At 71.6% G+C, this 17,230-nt stretch carries 17 protein-coding genes; 5 read left to right on the forward strand and 12 right to left on the reverse strand.

Annotated elements, in window-relative coordinates:
• Window positions 1-19: 19 nt before the first annotated feature.
• The 3 genes from IEZ10_RS40280 to IEZ10_RS11920 are packed head-to-tail and all read right to left on the reverse strand — an operon-like array spanning window position 20 to window position 3,529.
• Window positions 20-1,009 (reverse strand): ABC transporter permease, encoded by a 990-nt coding sequence (locus IEZ10_RS40280; RefSeq protein WP_308426263.1) that lies wholly within the window; start codon window positions 1,007-1,009, stop codon window positions 20-22.
• The gene (locus IEZ10_RS11915; protein WP_229811185.1) at window positions 993-2,528 is read right to left on the reverse strand and encodes a sugar ABC transporter ATP-binding protein; all 1,536 of its coding nucleotides are present in this window, start codon (window positions 2,526-2,528) and stop codon (window positions 993-995) included. Before IEZ10_RS11915 ends, IEZ10_RS40280 begins: the two co-directional genes overlap by 17 nt.
• Window positions 2,525-3,529, reverse strand: coding sequence for a LacI family DNA-binding transcriptional regulator (locus IEZ10_RS11920; protein ID WP_189246580.1), 1,005 nt, complete (start codon window positions 3,527-3,529; stop codon window positions 2,525-2,527). Before IEZ10_RS11920 ends, IEZ10_RS11915 begins: the two co-directional genes overlap by 4 nt.
• 163 nt (window positions 3,530-3,692) lie before the next feature.
• On the opposite strand from IEZ10_RS11920, the gene IEZ10_RS11925 reads away from it, so the two are divergent.
• Complete coding sequence (locus IEZ10_RS11925) at window positions 3,693-4,667, forward strand: RDD family protein (protein ID WP_189246581.1); 975 nt, start codon at window positions 3,693-3,695, stop codon at window positions 4,665-4,667.
• Window positions 4,668-4,762: 95 nt separating this feature from the next.
• Here IEZ10_RS11925 and IEZ10_RS11930 read toward each other — a convergent pair whose 3' ends face one another.
• Window positions 4,763-6,187, reverse strand: coding sequence for an LVIVD repeat-containing protein (locus tag IEZ10_RS11930; RefSeq protein WP_189246582.1), 1,425 nt, complete (start codon window positions 6,185-6,187; stop codon window positions 4,763-4,765).
• 186 nt (window positions 6,188-6,373) lie between these two features.
• Between IEZ10_RS11930 and IEZ10_RS11935 the strand changes: the two genes are divergently transcribed.
• The gene (locus tag IEZ10_RS11935; RefSeq protein WP_189246583.1) at window positions 6,374-7,015 is read left to right on the forward strand and encodes a DUF305 domain-containing protein; all 642 of its coding nucleotides are present in this window, start codon (window positions 6,374-6,376) and stop codon (window positions 7,013-7,015) included.
• A 185-nt stretch (window positions 7,016-7,200) separates the two neighbouring features.
• On the opposite strand, the gene IEZ10_RS11940 is transcribed toward IEZ10_RS11935, so the two are convergent.
• Window positions 7,201-8,088 carry an MBL fold metallo-hydrolase gene (locus IEZ10_RS11940; protein WP_189246584.1) on the reverse strand — a complete coding sequence of 296 codons (888 nt, stop codon included), beginning with the start codon at window positions 8,086-8,088 and terminating at the stop codon, window positions 7,201-7,203.
• Between the two features lie 161 nt (window positions 8,089-8,249).
• On the opposite strand from IEZ10_RS11940, the gene IEZ10_RS11945 reads away from it, so the two are divergent.
• Window positions 8,250-8,678 (forward strand): MarR family winged helix-turn-helix transcriptional regulator, encoded by a 429-nt coding sequence (locus IEZ10_RS11945; RefSeq protein WP_189246585.1) that lies wholly within the window; start codon window positions 8,250-8,252, stop codon window positions 8,676-8,678.
• 132 nt (window positions 8,679-8,810) lie between these two features.
• On the opposite strand, the gene IEZ10_RS11950 is transcribed toward IEZ10_RS11945, so the two are convergent.
• On the reverse strand, window positions 8,811-10,052 hold the full coding sequence (locus IEZ10_RS11950) for an adenosylhomocysteinase (protein ID WP_373287390.1): 1,242 nt from the start codon (window positions 10,050-10,052) through the stop codon (window positions 8,811-8,813).
• A gap of 223 nt (window positions 10,053-10,275) precedes the next feature.
• The gene (gene ahcY / locus IEZ10_RS11955; RefSeq protein ID WP_189246587.1) at window positions 10,276-11,703 is read right to left on the reverse strand and encodes an adenosylhomocysteinase; all 1,428 of its coding nucleotides are present in this window, start codon (window positions 11,701-11,703) and stop codon (window positions 10,276-10,278) included.
• A gap of 192 nt (window positions 11,704-11,895) precedes the next feature.
• On the opposite strand from ahcY, the gene IEZ10_RS40285 reads away from it, so the two are divergent.
• Window positions 11,896-12,432 carry a MerR family transcriptional regulator gene (locus tag IEZ10_RS40285; protein ID WP_308426264.1) on the forward strand — a complete coding sequence of 179 codons (537 nt, stop codon included), beginning with the start codon at window positions 11,896-11,898 and terminating at the stop codon, window positions 12,430-12,432.
• Here the strand turns inward: IEZ10_RS40285 and IEZ10_RS11965 are convergent.
• The 5 genes from IEZ10_RS11965 to IEZ10_RS11985 are packed head-to-tail and all read right to left on the reverse strand — an operon-like array spanning window position 12,347 to window position 16,414.
• On the reverse strand, window positions 12,347-13,309 hold the full coding sequence (locus IEZ10_RS11965; RefSeq protein ID WP_189246588.1) for a cation diffusion facilitator family transporter: 963 nt from the start codon (window positions 13,307-13,309) through the stop codon (window positions 12,347-12,349). The two genes, IEZ10_RS40285 and IEZ10_RS11965, sit on opposite strands and share 86 nt — an antisense overlap.
• A gap of 53 nt (window positions 13,310-13,362) precedes the next feature.
• Entirely contained in the window at window positions 13,363-14,469 is a 1,107-nt protein-coding gene (locus IEZ10_RS11970; protein WP_189246589.1) for a bifunctional phosphoglucose/phosphomannose isomerase, read from the reverse strand.
• Entirely contained in the window at window positions 14,466-14,639 is a 174-nt protein-coding gene (locus IEZ10_RS11975; RefSeq protein ID WP_179819437.1) for a Trm112 family protein, read from the reverse strand. Before IEZ10_RS11975 ends, IEZ10_RS11970 begins: the two co-directional genes overlap by 4 nt.
• Before the next feature lie 4 nt (window positions 14,640-14,643).
• Window positions 14,644-15,996 (reverse strand): phosphomannomutase/phosphoglucomutase, encoded by a 1,353-nt coding sequence (locus IEZ10_RS11980; protein WP_189246590.1) that lies wholly within the window; start codon window positions 15,994-15,996, stop codon window positions 14,644-14,646.
• A 49-nt stretch (window positions 15,997-16,045) separates the two neighbouring features.
• Entirely contained in the window at window positions 16,046-16,414 is a 369-nt protein-coding gene (locus IEZ10_RS11985) for a DUF3499 domain-containing protein (RefSeq protein ID WP_179819439.1), read from the reverse strand.
• Between the two features lie 390 nt (window positions 16,415-16,804).
• On the opposite strand from IEZ10_RS11985, the gene IEZ10_RS11990 reads away from it, so the two are divergent.
• Window positions 16,805-17,200: a metallopeptidase family protein gene (locus tag IEZ10_RS11990; protein ID WP_189246591.1), complete on the forward strand. Its 396-nt coding sequence runs from the start codon at window positions 16,805-16,807 to the stop codon at window positions 17,198-17,200.
• Window positions 17,201-17,230: the final 30 nt, after the last annotated feature.

Raw genomic sequence — 17,230 nt, forward strand, 5'->3', positions numbered from 1 at the left:
TTTCCCCTCGGGGTGGTTCTCAGGTGGTGGCCCTGCGGCGCAGGGTGTCGGAGAGGACCGCGAGCGCGATCACCACTCCGATCACGACCTGCTGCCAGAAGGCGGAGACGGAGAGCAGGTTGAGGCCGTTGCGCAGCACCGCGAGGATGAGCGCGCCGACGAAGGTGCCGAAGGCCCGGCCCTTGCCGCCCGACAGGCTCGCCCCGCCGATGACGACGGCGGCGATGGCGTCGAGTTCGTAGCCGGAGGCCGCCTGGGGCTGCGCCGAGGCGAGCCGGCTGGCCAGGACGATGCCGGCGATGGCGGCGAAGAGGCCGGACAGGCCGTAGGTGATGAGCTTCTGCCGGTCGACCTTGATGCCGGAGAGCCGGGCGGCCTCCTCGTTGCCGCCGATGGCGTAGATCGCCCGCCCGGAGTAGGTCCGGCCCAGGATCAGGGCGGTGATCAGCCCCATGGCGATCATGACGAGGACCGGGATCGGCAGGTAGTCGCCGATGGTGTCGCCCAGGTGGGTGACGGCGTCGGGCAGGGCGATCGGGCTGCCCTGGGAGATGACCAGGGCCAGGCCGCGGGCGATGCCCAGCATGGCCAGGGTGGCGATGAACGGCGGCAGCTTGCCGTACGCGATCAGGGCCGCGTTGGCGAGCCCGCACACCAGGCCGACGGCCAGGGCGACGAGGACGGCCAGCGGCCACGGCAGGCCCGAGTCGGTCGACAGCCAGGCCAGCACGATCGCCGACAGCGCGGCGACGGAGCCGACCGACAGGTCGATGCCGCCGGTGATGATGACGAAGGTGACGCCGAAGGCGAGGATCGCGGTGACCGCCGCCTGGACGCCCACGTTGAGCAGGTTCGTCACCGTCAGGAAGTCACCCGACAGCAGCGACAGGCCGACCACGAGCACGACCAGGGCGACCAGCGCGCCGTTCTCGGCCAGCCAGGCGGCGGCCGGGTGCCGGCGCCGCGCCGCCTTGGCGGTCCCGTTGAGCACATCAGTGGACACGTGCATCCTCCACCTCGCTGACGGCCAGGGCCATCACCGAGTCCTGGGTCGCTTCACGCGCGGCGAGCTCTCCGGCGAGCCTGCCGCGTGCCATCACCAGCACGCGGTCGCTCATCCCGAGGATCTCGGGGAGATCGCTGGAGATCATGAGCACCGCGTGCCCGGAGGCGGTGAGCGAGTTGATCAACTGGTAGATCTCGACTTTGGCCCCCACGTCGATGCCGCGGGTGGGCTCGTCGAGGATGAGCACGCTCGCGTCGGCGAGCAGCCATTTCCCGATGACGATCTTCTGCTGGTTGCCGCCGGAGAGCGTGCGGACCTCCTGGCCGAGGCCGCTCATCCGCACGCCGAGCCGTCCGGCGACGTCGGCGGCGGCCCGGCGCTGCCCGGCCCGGTCGACGAATCCGCCGCGGCTGGCCCGGCGGAGCGTGACCAGCCCGAGGTTCTCGGCGATGTCGGCGCCGAGGACCAGCCCCTGGCCCTTGCGGTCCTCCGGGACCAGGCCGAGACCGGCCTCCATGGCCGCGTGGACGTCACCGCGCGGCAGCGGGCGGCCGTTCACCAGGACCTCTCCGGTGTCGTGGGGGTCGGCGCCGAAGATCGCCCGCGCGACCTCCGTACGGCCCGCGCCCACCAGCCCGGCCAGGCCGACGACCTCGCCGGCGCGGACCTCGAAGGAGACGTCCTCGAACGCGCCGCGCCGGCCCAGGCCCCGGACCCGCAGCAGCGGCTCGCCGGGCGCCGCCGGCTCCCGGGGGTACTGCTGGTCGATCGGCCGGCCCACCATGAGCCTGACCAGCTCGTTCTCCGGTGTGCTCGCCGGCACCTGCGTGACCGAGCGGCCGTCCCGCAGCACGGTGACCCGGTCGCCGACCTGCGGGATCTCCTCCAGGTGGTGGGTGATGAACACGATCGCCACACCCTGGTCGCGGAGCTGGCGGACGATGGCGAACAGCCGCTCGACCTCGCTGGTCGTCAGCACGGCGGTGGGCTCGTCCATGATGAGCACCCGGGCGTTCAGGGCGAGCGCCTTGGCGATCTCGACCATCTGCATGCGGGCGATGCCGAGGCGGCCGACCGGGGTACGCGGATCGACGTCCACGCCGACCCGCGCCAGCAGCTCGCGCGCCCGCTCGTGCATCTTCTTCGTGTCGACGAGCCCGAAGCGGCGGGGCGGGCGGCCCAGCGCGAGGTTCTCGCCGACGGACAGCTCGGGGACCAGGTTGAACTCCTGGTAGATGGTGGCGATGCCGAGCCGCTGGGCGTCTCCGGCGCCGCGGATCTCGACGGGCGCGCCGTCGACGACGATCCGCCCGGCGTCGGGGCGGTAGGCCCCGGAGAGCATCTTGATCAGCGTGCTCTTGCCCGCGCCGTTCTCGCCGAGCAGGACGTGGACCTCGCCGGCCCGCAGGTCGAAGTCGACCCCGTCCAGGGCCACCACGCCGGGGAACTCCTTGCGCAGTCCCTCGACGCGGAGGATCTCGCCCCCGGCCGCCCCGCCCAGGGGGCTGTCGTCGTTCGTCACGAGACGTTCCTTCCTTCCCCGCACGACTGCCTGGGCACCAGTACGGCCGGCAGGACCACGGACCCGGCGGGCCGCCCGTGGAGCCGGTCGAGGATGACCCGCACGGCGCGCGCGCCCAGTTCGGCGACGGGCTGGCTGATGGCTGTTATCGGGGGGTTCATGTGGGGGAACCACGGCACGTCGTCGAAGGACGCCAGTGCCACGTCCTCGGGGATGCGCAGACCGCGCGCCCGGATCTCGTCCAGCGCGCCCAGGGTCATCAGGTTGTCGCCCCCGAAGATCACCTCGGGCGGCTCCGGCAGGTCCAGGAGCCTGGCGGTGAGCGCCCGGCCGCTGGCCAGCTGGAAGTCCCCCGACTGAATGTACTCCGGGCGCAGCTCCATCCCGTGTTCGGCCGCCGCCTTCACGAAGGCGTCGGTGCGCTCCCGGCCGGTGGAGAGCCGGAGCGGGCCGGAGATGAGGGCCACCCGCCGGTGCCCCAGCGTCTTCAGGTGGCCGACGAGTTCGCCGATCGCGTCGGTCCCGTCGACCCGGACCGACGGCACGTCCATGCCGGGGAGCACGCGGTCGATGAACACCAGCGGGTCGCCCGTCGCGGCCGCCTGCTCCACCAGCGGGGTGACCTCGGCGGTGGGGCAGATCAGCAGCCCGTCCACCCGCTGCTCGATGAGGGTGCGCACGTAGTGGTCCTGCTCCTCGGCCCGCTCGTCGGCGTTGCCGATGACGACGGTGTAGCCGGCCTTGCGCGCCGTGTCCTCGACCGCGCGGGCCAGCTCGGCGAAGAACGGGTTGAGGATGTCGCCGATGATCAGGCCGAGCGTCCGGGTCGCCTCGGTGCGCAGCGAGCGCGCCACCGCGTTGGGGACGTAGTTCAGCTCCGTCATCGCGGTGTAGACCCGGTTCCGGGTCTCCTCGGACACCGAGGGGCTGGCGTTGAGGACCCGGGAGACCGTGGCGACGGACACACCCGCGCGAACGGCCACATCCTTGATACGTGCCACCGGCCCTCCCGTGTAATCGATTACATGAGGGTATGTAATCGATTACATGAACACCATCCCCGTCGATGGTGGCCTGTGTCACAGATCGTCCCCGCTCCCGGGCCGCCGGACCCCGCGCTTCCGGGGCAGGCGCCCGGGACCTGGCCGCCGGTAGGGTGCTGGTGTGTCCGAGGTCGTAACCGGCGAGGCGGTCGTCGTCGAAGTCCGGATCGCCCAGCTTCCGAGCCGGGTCGCCGCGCTGCTCATCGACATCCTGGTCCAGCTCGTGACGCTGGCCGGGGCGTCCTTCGCGGCCGGCACCCTGCTGCTCGTCTCCGATCCGGCGCTGACCGCCATGGTGTACATCGCGCTGTCCGTGCTGGTCCTGGTCGGCTACCCGGTGATCTTCGAGACGCTCTCGCGCGGGCGCAGCCTCGGCAAGCTGGCCCTGGGCCTGCGGGTGGTCAGCGACGACGGCGGCCCCGAGCGGTTCCGCCAGGCCCTGTTCCGCGGCCTGGCCGGGGTGCTGGAGATCTGGACGCTCAGCGGCGCCCCCGCCCTGATCAGCTCGCTGGTCTCGGAGAAGGGCAAGCGCCTCGGCGACGTCTTCGCCGGGACCATCGTGATCGCCGAGCGCGCCCCCCGCCGGTACGGCCCGCCGCTGGAGATGCCGCCGCCGCTGGCCGCGTGGGCGGCGACGCTGGAACTGTCCCGGCTGCCCGAGGAGGTCGCGGCGACCGCCGCCCGGTACCTCACCCGCCGCACCGACCTGTCGCCCGCCGTCCAGCACGAGATGGGCACGCGCATCGCCGCCGAGATGTCGGCCTTCGTCTCCCCGCCCCCGCCGCCGGGCGCCCCGCCGTTCGCCTACCTGACCGCCGTCCTGGCCGAGCGCCGCCGCCGCGACCAGGCACGGCTGTCCGGGCGCGGCGGCACGCCCGGGTACCCGCCGTACGCCGCGCCCTTCCCCGCCGCCCACAGGCCCGCCGCCGTCCATCCGCCGGCCGCGCCGTACGGCCCTCCGCCGGTCGCGCCGTACGCTCCTCCGCCCGCGGCGCCGTACGGCCCGCCGCCCGCGATGCGGGACCGGCCTCCGGCGCCGCCCCCGGGGCCCCCGGCTCCCGGGACGACCCCCGGCGGGTTCGTCCCTCCGGCCTGACCTGGCCCGGCACGCCGTACGGCATGCGGAAGGGGCGGCGGGATCCTCTCCCGCCGCCCCTCTGCGACGCTCAGGAAGAGCCGATCGGCGCGCGATCAGCCGCCGTGGTTGGCGCCGTGACCGTAGGAAGGCTGGGTCTGGGCGTTGAAGATGTCCATCTTGACGCTCTTGGCCTGGTTCGTCAGCGGGTCGTTGATCCGCAGGACGTCGAAGCCGAGGTTGAAGTCACTGCCGTAGATGTAGCCGTTGTAGTAGTAGGCCGACCAGAAGCCGCCGCTCAGCGCGGGAGCGGTGTTGTCGGGGCCGCGCTCGAAGAACGCGATCTCGCGCGGGTTGGCCGAGTCGGTGAAGTCGACGACCGAGATGCCGCCCTGGTACCAGGCCTGGACCATGATGTCCTTGCCCTTGACCGGGATCAGCGAGCCGTTGTGCGCGACGCAGTTCTCGGTGTCGGCCTGGTGGCGCGGGATCTTGAAGTAGCTCCGGAACGTCAGCGTGGTGCCGGAGACGTCGTAGTAGGCGTTGGCGCCGCGGTTCGGGCCGATCGCCTCGTTGCAGGTGGCCGCGCCGCCGCCGCCGAGCTCGTCGGTGAAGATGACCTTGGTGCCCGCGTTGTTGAAGGTCGCCGAGTGCCAGAACGCGAAGTTCTCGTCGTCACGGACGGTCGAGGTGACCTTGGGGTTCACCGGGTCGGAGATGTCCATCAGGATGCCCTCGCCCATGCAGGCGCCGGCCGCGATGTCCTTCTCCGGGTAGGAGGTGATGTCGTGGCAGCCGGTGGTCGCCGACGTGCGGTAGGGGTACTGCTTGTCCGGCTCGCCGGGGTTGCCGCCGTCCGGGAAGAGCACCGGGGTGTTGACGACCGCCGCGTCCGCCGGCTTCGCCAGCGGCACCTTGATGATGGAGATCTTGTCGTGCGGCGTCTTACAGTCCGGGAAGGTGTCGCTCGGGCCGTAGGAGGAGACGTAGACGTAGACGTTGCTCCGGTCACGTCCCTTGCCGGGCACCAGGGTCAGGGTGTGCGAGCCGCAGTTGGTCTCGACCGCCTTGACGTACTTGGGGTTCTTCTTGTCGCTGACGTCGAAGATCCGGACGCCCTCCCACGAGTCCTTGTTCGCCGCGCTCTGGGCCGTGCTGCTGCAGGAGTCGTTGTTGCGGGAGGAGTCGACGGCGCCGAAGAGGAGGTTTCCGTAGACGGCCATGTCCATCTGGCCACCGGGGCAGACCACCGAGCTGACCACCGAGGTCTGCTTGGGGTGCTTGATGTCGTAGATGGAGAAGCCGCTGTAGTTGCCCACGTAGGCGTAGTCGCCCTGGAAGGCGATGTCGGTGTTGATGTCCGCCAGCGCCGCGGGCTTCGGGACGTTGGTGACGTGCTCGATGTTCGAGCTCATGACGATCTCGCCGGGGGCGGGGATGTCAGCGGCTTGGGCGGGCATGGTGGACAGCGACAGCGCCGCCGCCACACCTGCCACGACGAGGAAGCGGCCGGTCAGACCCTTCCCTCGGGGGGTGAACACTGATGAACCTCCTTGCCATATGCGCCATAAAGGTCGCATAAATGTCTGAATCGTTCATCCTGAACCGGCAACCGGACAAGCCTTCACAGTGTCAGTAAGTTTTTCCGTTTTGCTCTATTTACCTACCCCTTATGGGCATATTAGGGTGTTCCGACGTCGTTACCGGGATACGTTCGAGGAGGTCGGGTGCGCGGAGCGCTCGTCGCCGTGGCCGCCGTCCTGTGCCTGAGCGCGTGCAGCGCCGGCGCCGACCGCCCCCCTGCCCAGGCGCTGCAGACGGCGCCGATCATCGCGCCCGGCCGCCCCGGTGAGCCCGCCAGGACGCTCAGCCCCGGCGAGGCCGCCACCGCCGTGCCCTCCCCCACCGCCAACGCCGCCGACGTCAAGTACGTGCAGGACATGATCGTCCACCACCGGCAGGCACTCGACATGGCGTCCCTGGCACCCACCCGGGGCCGGAACACCAAGGTCAAGGGACTGGCCGCGCGCATCAAGGACGCCCAGGGCCCGGAGATCCAGTACATGATCACCTGGCTGCGGCAGCAGGGCCAGCGGGTCCCCGACCAGCACGGCGACCACGCCGCCATGCCCTCCATGCCCGGGATGGCCACCCCCGAGCAGATGGCGGCCCTCAAGGCCGCCTCCGGCGAGGACTTCGACCGGCTCTTCCTGGAGCTCATGACCGCCCACCACCGGGGCGCGCTGACGATGTCGGAGCAGGTCCTGGTCGGCGGCTCGCACATCAAGATCGAAGAACTGGCCAACGAGGTCTCCGTCGGCCAGACCGCCGAGATCAACAGGATGCGGGAGCTCCTCGCCGGCCTCTGACCCGCCGTACGGCCGAGCGGTCCGGCCCGCCCGATCATCCCGCTCGCCGCAGCGGCGGCCCGACGGTGGCACCGGGCACCCCCGCCACGGTCGCGGTCGGCGCGGTCGCGATGATTCCCGGCCGGTGCCGCGCGGGCGGGCGGGCCGCGGGTGATCGTCATGGCCAGGACCGACCCCGGGGTGGATCAGACGTCCAGGGGGCACCAGGCGGAGCCGGCGCCGTCCCGGCGGACCCGCCCGAAAACCGCGTCGGCGAAATGGACGCCGAAGCCGATCGTGTCAGGCTCCTCCAGCTCGGCGACGAGCCGACGGCGATGCTCGGCGGACCGGACAGGGTCATGGTCGTAGAGGCAGGACCATTCGGGGTGGTCCACCTGGATCGGTGAGTGCAGGGCGTCACCGAAGGCGATCAACCGGGTCCCGCCCCCGGTGATGACGTACTGCGTGTGCCCGGCCGTGTGACCACCGGTGATCTGGACCCGCACGCCGGGGAAGACCTCCTGCCCGTCGGTCACCGTACGAACGCGCGGTGTCAGCGCGGCGGCCTCCTCCTCGGTGACGCCCTGCGCGAGCAGATCGCGTCCGGCCCATTCCGGTTCGGCCACCAGATACTCGGCCCGGGTGAACACGGGCCGGTCACCGCCCGGGGCGGCATGCCAGGCCCAGCCGAGGTGATCGATGTGCAGGTGGGTGAAGGCCACCGCTTCGATCTCTTCCGGCCCGCGACCGAGCTCGGCCAGGCCGTCCAGCAGCGCGCCACCGTGAACGGCGCCGTTCGGGCCTCCCGGCTCGGCCGGCAGCGACACCGGACCCCACCCCGCATCGATCAACAGCGCGCGGTCGCCGTTCTCCACCAGGAGACCGCCGATGCTCGCCACGAGATGGCCGGAGGCGTCCAGGTACTGCGGGTGGGCGGCCCAGATCTCATCGGTGGTATCCGGCAGCCAGCGGCGCGGCCTTCCCTGGATGGCCCCGTCCGGCACGAAGGACACCCTCGTGTCACCCAGCCGCACCGAGCGGATCCTCGCCGGCCGCCGCAGCCGCTCGTCCTGGTCAGTCGCGGAGTTCGCCATGGTCGCGCTCCCCTCCTCAGGGTCAGGTCATCGCCGCGCTCCTCGTCGACGCTCAGGCCACCGTAAGCATCAAGCTTGAAATAGTCAAGCTTGAAATATTCTTGCCTGAAACAGTAAAGCTGAAAATATACTGACTTGATGGACTTGCTAGGATGGGGAGCATGACCATGTCCCCGGAGACGCCGGCCGTCGCCGAGCGGGAGCTGTGCGGCCTGGTGAACGGACTGGCCCAGCGGATCGCCGCTCACGTACGCGAACGCGCGGTCCCCCTGGGCCTCACCTCGGCCCAGGCGACCGCGCTGCGGGAGATGACCGGACCGATGACCATGCGAGAGCTTGCCGACCGCATGAGCTGCGAGCCCTCCAACGCCACCTTCATCGTCGACAAGCTCGAAAAACAGGGCTTGATCGAGCGCCGCGCGCACCCCACCGACCGTCGCGCCAAACAACTCGTCCTCACCTCGGAGGGCAACACCCTCCGGGAACGGCTTCTCGAACTCCTCATCCAGGACTCACCGCTGGCCGGCCTCACCACCCAGCAGCAGCGCGCTCTTCAGGACCTGCTCGAAAAAGCCGTCATCCGTTCATGAGCCGACACCGGCACACCCTGCCGCCGCCACTCGGGGCCGCGTGACCGGTCTAGTCTCGGCGCTCATCGCCGAGGCCGGCGACGACGGAGTCCGCCGCGGCCGTCGAGCTGCCGCGGCGGCGTGGACAGGGCGTCAGGAGCCGAGCCGCCAGGAGTGGAGGTACTTCTCCTGTTCGCCGGTGAGGACGTCCACCTCGATCCCGGCGGCGGCCAGCCGCAGCCGCGCCACCTCCACGTCCACCTCCTCCGGCACGTCGTAGACCCCCGGCGCGAGCTCCGCCCCCTCCCGGGCCAGCCACGCGACCGCGAGCGCCTGCGCGGAGAAGGACATGTCCATGACCGCGGCCGGGTGCCCCTCGGCGGCGGTGAGGTTGACCAGGCGGCCCTCCGCCAGCAGCAGGAGCCGCCGGCCGTCGGCGAGGACGTACTCGTCGGTGCTGGGCCGTACGCCGTGGTGCACGGCCGCGGCCAGGTCGTCCAGGGCCCGCACGTCGATCTCCACGTCGAAGTGCCCGGCGTTGGCGAGGATCGCGCCGTCCTTCATCACCGCCAGGTGCTCGCCCCTGATCACGTCGCGGTTGCCGGTGACCGTGACGAACACGTCCCCGGCCGGGGCCGCCTCGCGCATCGGCCGCACGTCGTAACCCTGCAGCGAGGCGTCCAGTGCCTTGACCGGGTCGATCTCGGTGACCACCACCCGGGCGCCCAGTCCCTTGGCCCGCTCGGCCACGCCCCGGCCGCAGTAGCCGAACCCGGCGACCACCACGGTCTTGCCGGCCAGCAGGGTGTTGGTGGCGCGCATGATGCCGTCGATCGTGGACTGACCGGTGCCGTAGCGGTTGTCGAACATCCGCTTGGTCCGGGTGTCGTTGACCGCGACGACGGGGAACCGCAGCGCCCCCTCGGCCGCCATCTGCCGCAGCCGGATGATCCCGGTGGTGGTCTCCTCGCAGCCCGCGGTCACCCCGTCGAGCAGCTCCGTCCGCTCGGTGTGCAGGATGTTGACCAGGTCGCAGCCGTCGTCGAGGACGATGTCCGGGCCGATGTCGAGCGCCCGGTGGATGTGCCGGTAGTACGCCGCCCGGTCCACCCCGGCCAGCGCGTGCACGGCCACGTCGTATCCGGCCAGGGCGGCGGCGACGTCGTCCTGGGTGGACAGCGGGTTGGAGGCGGCCAGCGCGACCTCGGCCCCGCCCGCCCGCAGCGCACCCATGAGCACCGCGGTCTCGGCGGTCACGTGCAGGCACGCGGCGATCCGCAGGCCGTCGAGGGGCCGCTCGGCGGCGAACCGCTCCCCGAGGGCGGTGAGCACCGGCATCGCCCGCGCCGCCCAGCCGATCCGCCGCTCCCCGGCGGCCACGAGCTCGCTGTCCACGTCTCTCCCCATGTGCCCGGAGCCCCGTACCCGGAGCCCCCTGTACCCGGAGCCCCCCTGCGCCCGAAGCTCCATGTGCCCGAAGCCCTGTATGCCCGAAGCCCTGTATGCCCGGAGGCCCATATGCCCGAAGGCCCCCGCGGTTCGCCGCGGGGGCCGGAAGACCTGTTCCCGGATCTCCGCCGCCCGGCCCGGGGCCGGGTGGCGGAGCCTTCGGAGGCCTTTAGTAGCGGTAGTGGTCGGGCTTGTAGGGGCCCTCGACGTCCACGCCGATGTAGTCGGCCTGGGCCTTGGTGAGCGTGGTCAGCTTGACGCCGAGCGCGTCGAGGTGCAGCCGGGCGACCTTCTCGTCGAGGTGCTTGGGCAGCACGTAGACGCCGATCGGGTACTGCTCGGTCTTGGTGAACAGCTCGATCTGGGCGATCACCTGGTTGGTGAAGGAGTTCGACATCACGAACGAGGGGTGGCCGGTGGCGCAGCCGAGGTTCATCAGGCGGCCCTCGGCGAGCACGATGATGGCGTTGCCCTCGGGGAAGGTCCAGGTGTGGACCTGCGGCTTGACCTCGGTCTTGACGATGCCCGGGATCTTCGCCAGCCCGGCCATGTCGATCTCGTTGTCGAAGTGGCCGATGTTGGACACGATCGCGTTGTGCTTCATCTTCGCCATGTGGTCGGCGGTGATGATGTTGAAGTTGCCCGTCGTGGTGACGAAGATGTCGGCGATCCCGACGACGTCGTCCAGGGTGGTGACCTGGAAGCCGTCCATGGCCGCCTGCAGGGCGCAGATCGGGTCGATCTCGGTGACGATGACGCGGGCGCCCTGGCCGCGGAGGGCGTCGGCGCAGCCCTTGCCGACGTCGCCGTAGCCGCACACGACCGCGACCTTGCCGCCGATGAGCACGTCGGTGGCGCGGTTGAGGCCGTCGATGACGGAGTGGCGGCAGCCGTACTTGTTGTCGAACTTCGACTTGGTGACCGAGTCGTTGACGTTGATCGCCGGGAAGAGCAGCGTGCCGGCCTTGAACATCTCGTACAGGCGGTGGACGCCGGTCGTCGTCTCCTCGGTGACGCCCTTGATCTGCGAGGCGATCTTCGTCCACCTCTTCTCCTCGGAGACCGTACGGCGGAGCAGGTCGAGGATGACCTTCCACTCCTCCGGGTCGTCCTCGGCGGCGCTGGGGACGGCGCCGGCCTTCTCGTACTCGGCGCCCTTGTGGACGAGCAGGGTGGCGTCGCCGCCGTCGTCGAGGATCATGTTGGGGCCGTCACCGCCGGGCCAGTTCAGCGCCTGCTCGGTGCACCACCAGTACTCCTCCAGGGTCTCGCCCTTCCAGGCGAAGACCGGGACGCCCTTGGGGTCGTCGACGGTGCCCTCGGGGCCCACGACGACGGCCGCGGCGGCGTGGTCCTGGGTGGAGAAGATGTTGCAGCTGACCCAGCGGACCTCGGCGCCGAGCGCGACCAGGGTCTCGATGAGCACGGCGGTCTGGATCGTCATGTGCAGCGAGCCCATGATCTTCGCACCGGCCAGGGGCCTGGCCTCGGCGTACTCCTTGCGGATGGCCATCAGGCCCGGCATCTCGTGCTCGGCGAGCTGGATCTCCCTGCGCCCGAAGGCGGCAAGGGAAAGGTCGGCGACCTTGAAGTCCATGTGTTACCCCTTTGATCAGTGGTCGCGTTCGTCCCGGGCCCCGCCGCTCTCGGCGGCCCCGCTTCGCTCGGGGACCCGGCTCGCCACTCGGTCGGAAAGTCGTCGGTACGAGTTTAGGCGGCCGATCCGGCCGGACGCATCTTCCAAACGGGTAACCTGACAGAAGAATGTCAGAATCGGCGGGAGGCCGGGATGCGGATCACGGAAGCGGCCCGGCGGCTCGGGATGTCCCCCCGGATGCTCCGCTACCGCGAGGCCCTCGGGCTGCTGCCCCCGGTCAGGAGCCGCGGCTCACACCGGCGGTTCGGCCCCGAGGAGCTGTCGGCGGTGGCCCAGGGGGTGGAGCTGGAGAGACGGTTCGACGTCTCCCCCGCCGAGCTGGCCTTCGGCCTGCGGGTGCTGAGCGACCCGGCGGTGGCGCAGGCCGTCCGCGACCTCGGCCTGCGGATCGGCAGGCTGCAGGCCCCGCGCCGGGCGCTGGACTTCGAGAAGGAGAAGGCGCTGCGTCTGCTGCAGGGCCGTCCCGCGGGTACGGCGGAAGCCCCGCCGCAGGGCCGCCCCGCGGGCGCCGGAGACCCCCGGAAGACCGCCGGCAACGCCGAAGGGGCCCGGCACGACGGCCGGGCCCCTTCGGAGAAGAACGTTACGGGCGGCTCAGCGACGAGTCACCCGCCGGGGCCGACGAGCCACCGGCCGCGGCCCGGTCGAGGTCCGGCTCCAGGTAGATGACGCGGGCCTGCGGCACGGCGGCGCGGATGCGCTGCTCGGCCTCGTCGATGCCGCGCGCCACCATCGCGGCCGTGTCGTCGTGGTCCACCGCGATCTTGGCGGCGACGAGGATCTCCTCGGGGCCCAGGTGCAGGGTCCGCATGTGGATGACCCGGCTGACCTCCGGCGTCTCCTCCAGGGCCGCGCAGATCCGCTGCTCGACCTCCGGGCCGGCGCTCTCGCCGATCAGCAGCGACTTGGTCTCGGCCGCGAGGATCGCCGCGATGACGGCGAGCAGCACGCCGATCCCCATCGTGCCGATGCCGTCCCACACGCCGTTGCCGGTGATCACGGCCATCGTCACGCCGGCCAGCGCCAGCACCAGGCCGACCAGCGCGCCGAAGTCCTCCAGCACGATGACCGGCAGCTCCGGCGACTTGGAGCGGCGGATGAACTGCATCCAGGACTGCTTGCCCCGGAGCGGGTTCGACTCCTTGATGGCGGTGCGGAAGGAGAAGCTCTCCGCCACGATCGCGAAGATCAGCACACCGAACGCCACGATCGGGGTCTCCACCGGGTGCGGGTCGGAGATCTTGTGCCAGCCCTCGTAGAGGGAGAACAGCGCGCCGACCGTGAACAGCACCACCGCCACGACGAAGGCGTAGAAGTAACGCTCGCGGCCGTAGCCGAACGGGTGCTCCCGGGTGCGCCTGCGCTCGGCCTTCTTGCCGCCCAGCAGCAGCAACAACTGGTTGCCCGAGTCGGCCACGGAGTGGATGGACTCCGCGAGCATCGACGACGACGTCGTGATCAGGAAGGCCACGAACTTCGCCACCGCGATCGACAGGTTGGCGGCCAGCGCCGCGATGATCGCCTTGTTACCGCCGCCCGCGCTCACGCCGGCCTCCCTGCTGCTGCTTCCACAATCGATCCCATTCGGTCCGTCCCCGTCTACTGCGGGATTCTCGCCTTCAGCTCCGTGATCGCCCCCACCGGGGTCGGGTCGATCCCGTACCCGAGAGCGAGGTACGTACTCGCGTAGTCGCCCAGCCCGATCAGGGAGGCGAGCCGCTCCAGCGGGTGCGTCCCCTCGGCGGAGACCTGGGTGACGGGCACCCCGCGGTCCTCGGCCAGCCGTACCGAGACCTCGCGGCGGCGCGCCACCTGGGGGTGCTCCTCGGTGTCGCGCAGCACGACCAGCCGCAGCGACCGCGCCGGCTCGTCGGCGAAGATGTCCCGGGCGGCCAGCGGCCCGTCGAGCGCCATCACCTGGTTGTGGCCGGCCTCGGGGATCTCGCCCCAGACCGCCGGGTACTTGGCGTTCTCGTTGAGCTGGCAGGCCCACCGGTAGGCGGCGACCGCGGCGAGCGGCGACGACCCCCAGATCATCGGGACCGTCTCGGCCAGCTCCATGGCCAGCGTCTTGCCGGGGTTGATGAACGACTCGCTGGCCGGGCGGCACCGGTGGGCGATGTCCTCCAGCCGTACGGCCACGCCCTCGAACAGCTCGTCCGGCGCCTCGGTCAGCCGCATCCGGGCGGCGGCGGCGACGAGCGGCACCGACAGCGCCCACACGGCGGCGCGCGGCTGGCCTCCGACGGTGACGGGCACGAACGGCGCGCCCGCCTGCCGGGCGACCGACTCCAGCGGCGAGCCGGGCGCGCCCACGGCGAGCAGGCGGCATCCGCGGCGGACGGCTTCCATCGCCACCGCGAGCGTCTCCTCGGTCCCGCCCGAGCAGGACACCGCGATCACGAGGTCGGTCGCGCCGACCCACCCGGGCAGCCGCAGGGACCGCACGGTCGTGACGGGCAGCGGGGCTCCGGGGCCGCACACCGCGCCCAGGATGTCACCGGCGATGCCCGAACCGCCCATGCCCGCGACCACGACCGCCCGGGGCCTGCCGTCGTCGGCGAGCGACGACAGGTCGGTCTCGGCGGCGGCCCGGTGGTAGGCGCGGACCTGGGCGGCCGAGGAGGCCACCGCGGGCAGCATCCCCGAGGGGTCGCCCGCGGCCAGCCACTCCTGGTCGTCGAGCCGGTCCGGCTCCCAGCTCACGACTTCCGGGCCTCGTCGACGAGCAGCACCGGGATGTCGTCACGGACCGGGTACACCAGGCCGCAGGACGGCGAGGTGCAGGAGAGCTCGTCGGTCTCCCGCTCGGCGCGCAACGGTGACTTGCAGTTGGGGCAGGCCAGGATCTCAAGCAGCCAGTCGTCGATCTTCACTCGCTCAGCTCCTCACGACAGCGAGGACTTCGTCCCTGATCGCTGCCATCTGAATCTCGTCGGCCGCCTCGGCGTTCAGCCTGAGCAGCGGCTCGGTGTTGGACGGACGGAGATTGAACCACCATCCGGGGCCGGACACGGTCAGGCCGTCCAGCTCGTCGAAGGTGACACCGTCGCGGGCGGCGAACCGCTCGCGGACCCGCTCGACGGCCGCCGCCTGGTCGGCGACCGTGCTGTTGATCTCGCCGGAGGCGGCGTAGCGGGTGTAGGCGGCGAGCAGGTCCGACAGCGGCCGGTCCTGCTCGCCCAGCGCGGCCAGCACGTGCAGCGCGGCCAGCATCCCGGTGTCGGCGGACCAGAAGTCCCTGAAGTAGTAGTGCGCGGAGTGCTCGCCGCCGAAGACCGCGCCGGTCCCGGCCATCTCGGCCTTGATGAACGAGTGGCCCACCCGGGTGCGGACCGGCTCGCCGCCGTGCTCGGCGACGATCTCCGGCACGCTCCGCGAGGTGATCAGGTTGTGGATGATCCGGGCGCCGGGCCGCTTGGCCAGCTCGCGCACCGCGACCAGCGCGGTGATCGCCGAGGGCGAGACCGACTCGCCGCGCTCGTCGACCACCCAGCAGCGGTCGGCGTCGCCGTCGAAGGCCAGGCCGATGTCGGCGCCGGTGTCGAGGACGGCCTTCTGCAGGTCGCGGAGGTTCTCCGGCTCCAGGGGGTTGGCCTCGTGGTTGGGGAAGTCGCCGTCCAGCTCGAAGTACAGGGCGGTCAGCTCCAGCGGCAGCCCGTCGAACACCGTGGGGACGGTGTGACCGCCCATGCCGTTGCCGGCGTCCACCACGACCCGCAGCGGCCGGATGCCGGACAGGTCGACCAGCGTGCGCAGGTGGTCGGCGTACCCCCGCAGCAGGTCGCGCCGGGACACGCTCCCGCCGCCGGGCCCGCCGGTCCCCACCGCCAGCAGCTCGGCCGCCCGGTCGCGGATCTCGGTGAGGCCGGTGTCGCCGCCGACCGGCACGGCCCCGGCCCGGCACATCTTCATGCCGTTGTAGCGGGCCGGGTTGTGGCTGGCGGTGAACATCACGCCGGGCAGGCCGAGGCTGCCGCTGGCGTAGTACAGCATGTCGGTGGAGGCGAGGCCGATGTCGATCACGTCGGTCCCCCGCGAGGCGGCCCCGCGGGCGAACGCCGCGGCCATCGGCTCGGAGGAGGCGCGCATGTCACGGCCGACCACGGCGGTGCGGGCCCCGGTCACCTCCGCGAACGCCGCTCCGACCGCCTCGGCGGTCTCCTCGTCGAACTCGTCCGGCACGACGCCGCGAACGTCGTACGCCTTGAAGATCCTGGCGAGGTCGCCCACTCCAGCTCCGCCCCTTTATGTCGTGTCTGCCGACCCCAGCCTAGTAGGGTCAGCGGTCACGCTGGGGCTGAGCCGAGCGGAGCACCCTGAGGTGACCGCGCCGCCCGACCTCGACCCCCTGGCCGACCGGCTCGGTGCCGCCGCCCGGGGCGGGCCTGGCGGCCTCGCGCACCGCGTTGGCCAGGGCCTCCAGGTCGTCCGTGCTCGGCGGCGCGCCCTCGCTGGGCAGGCGGACGACCTCCCAGCCGCGGGGCGCTGTCAGCCGCTCGGCGTGCTCGGCGCACAGGTCGTAACAGTGCGGCTCGGCGTACGTCGCCAAGGGCCCGAGAACGGCGGTCGAATCGGCGTAGACGTACGTGAGCGTGAATACGGCAGGCTGACTGCACGCGGTGCGGGAACAGCGGCGGACGGGGCTCACGGTGGGACCGTATCCGGTAAGCGTCCGAGGCGCCACTACCTGAGCGCTCTTAACGAGCGTGTCGCCACAATTCGGACACGTGTCCCGGCTTTCACCCGCCTGTACGGCTTGCGCCCGCCACGGCGGGACCGGGGTCCGGCCGTGTGTCCCCGCACCGGGGGCGCCGTTCCGGGCCCGCGCCCACTCGCCACGCGGCCGTCTCCGGGTCCACCCGTGGCGCCACGCGGCCGTCTCCGGGTCCGCCCGTGGCGCCGCGCGGCCGGAAGGGCCGGAGCGGACATCGGGGGAACACCGGGGGAACGCCGGAGGAACACGGCCTAAGCTTGGCCCGTGAGCTCGGCACCCGGTAGACCCCGCCCTCCCCGCCGCCGCGACCGGCACGGACGCGGCATGCGCGGCCCGCTGGCGCCCTCTCACGTGCCGATCGCCAAGTCCCGCGGCGAGCGCTTCGACGATCTCGTCCTGGACGCCGTGGACCGGCTCAAGCCCCGCTGGGGCAAGCAGCTCGCCACCGTGGAGTTCGCGGTCGAGGAGGTGCCCCCGGCGGCCGACCTGGGCGACGGCCCCGGGCTGCTCGGCGGCGATCCGATCCCGTTCGGCCGATCCGAGCCCGCGGCGGGCAAGAGGCCCGCCGTCGTCGTCATCTACCGGCGCCCCCTGGAGGCCCGGGCCCGCGACCGCGAACAGCTCGGCGCGCTGGTGCACGACACGGTGGTCGAGCAGGTCGCCGGACTGCTGGGGCTGTCGCCGGAGACGGTGGACCCGGGCTACGAGGACGAGGACTGAAAGAGCCCTCTCCGCGGAGCCGGCGCGCCG

This window comes from Streptosporangium pseudovulgare (assembly GCF_014648055.1).
Taxonomy (GTDB): Bacteria; Actinomycetota; Actinomycetes; order Streptosporangiales; family Streptosporangiaceae; genus Streptosporangium; species Streptosporangium pseudovulgare.

Excerpts from the sequence above, each read along its gene's own strand:
- IEZ10_RS40280 (WP_308426263.1), bottom strand. The coding sequence starts at position 1,009 with ATGCACGTGTCCACTGATGTGCTCAACGGGACCGCCAAGGCGGCGCGG.
- IEZ10_RS11940 (WP_189246584.1), bottom strand. The coding sequence starts at position 8,088 with ATGGCGAACTCCGCGACTGACCAGGACGAGCGGCTGCGGCGGCCGGCG.
- IEZ10_RS11945 (WP_189246585.1), top strand. The coding sequence starts at position 8,250 with ATGACCATGTCCCCGGAGACGCCGGCCGTCGCCGAGCGGGAGCTGTGC.
- ahcY (WP_189246587.1), bottom strand. The coding sequence starts at position 11,703 with ATGGACTTCAAGGTCGCCGACCTTTCCCTTGCCGCCTTCGGGCGCAGG.
- IEZ10_RS40285 (WP_308426264.1), top strand. The coding sequence starts at position 11,896 with ATGCGGATCACGGAAGCGGCCCGGCGGCTCGGGATGTCCCCCCGGATG.
- IEZ10_RS11990 (WP_189246591.1), top strand. The coding sequence starts at position 16,805 with ATGCGCGGCCCGCTGGCGCCCTCTCACGTGCCGATCGCCAAGTCCCGC.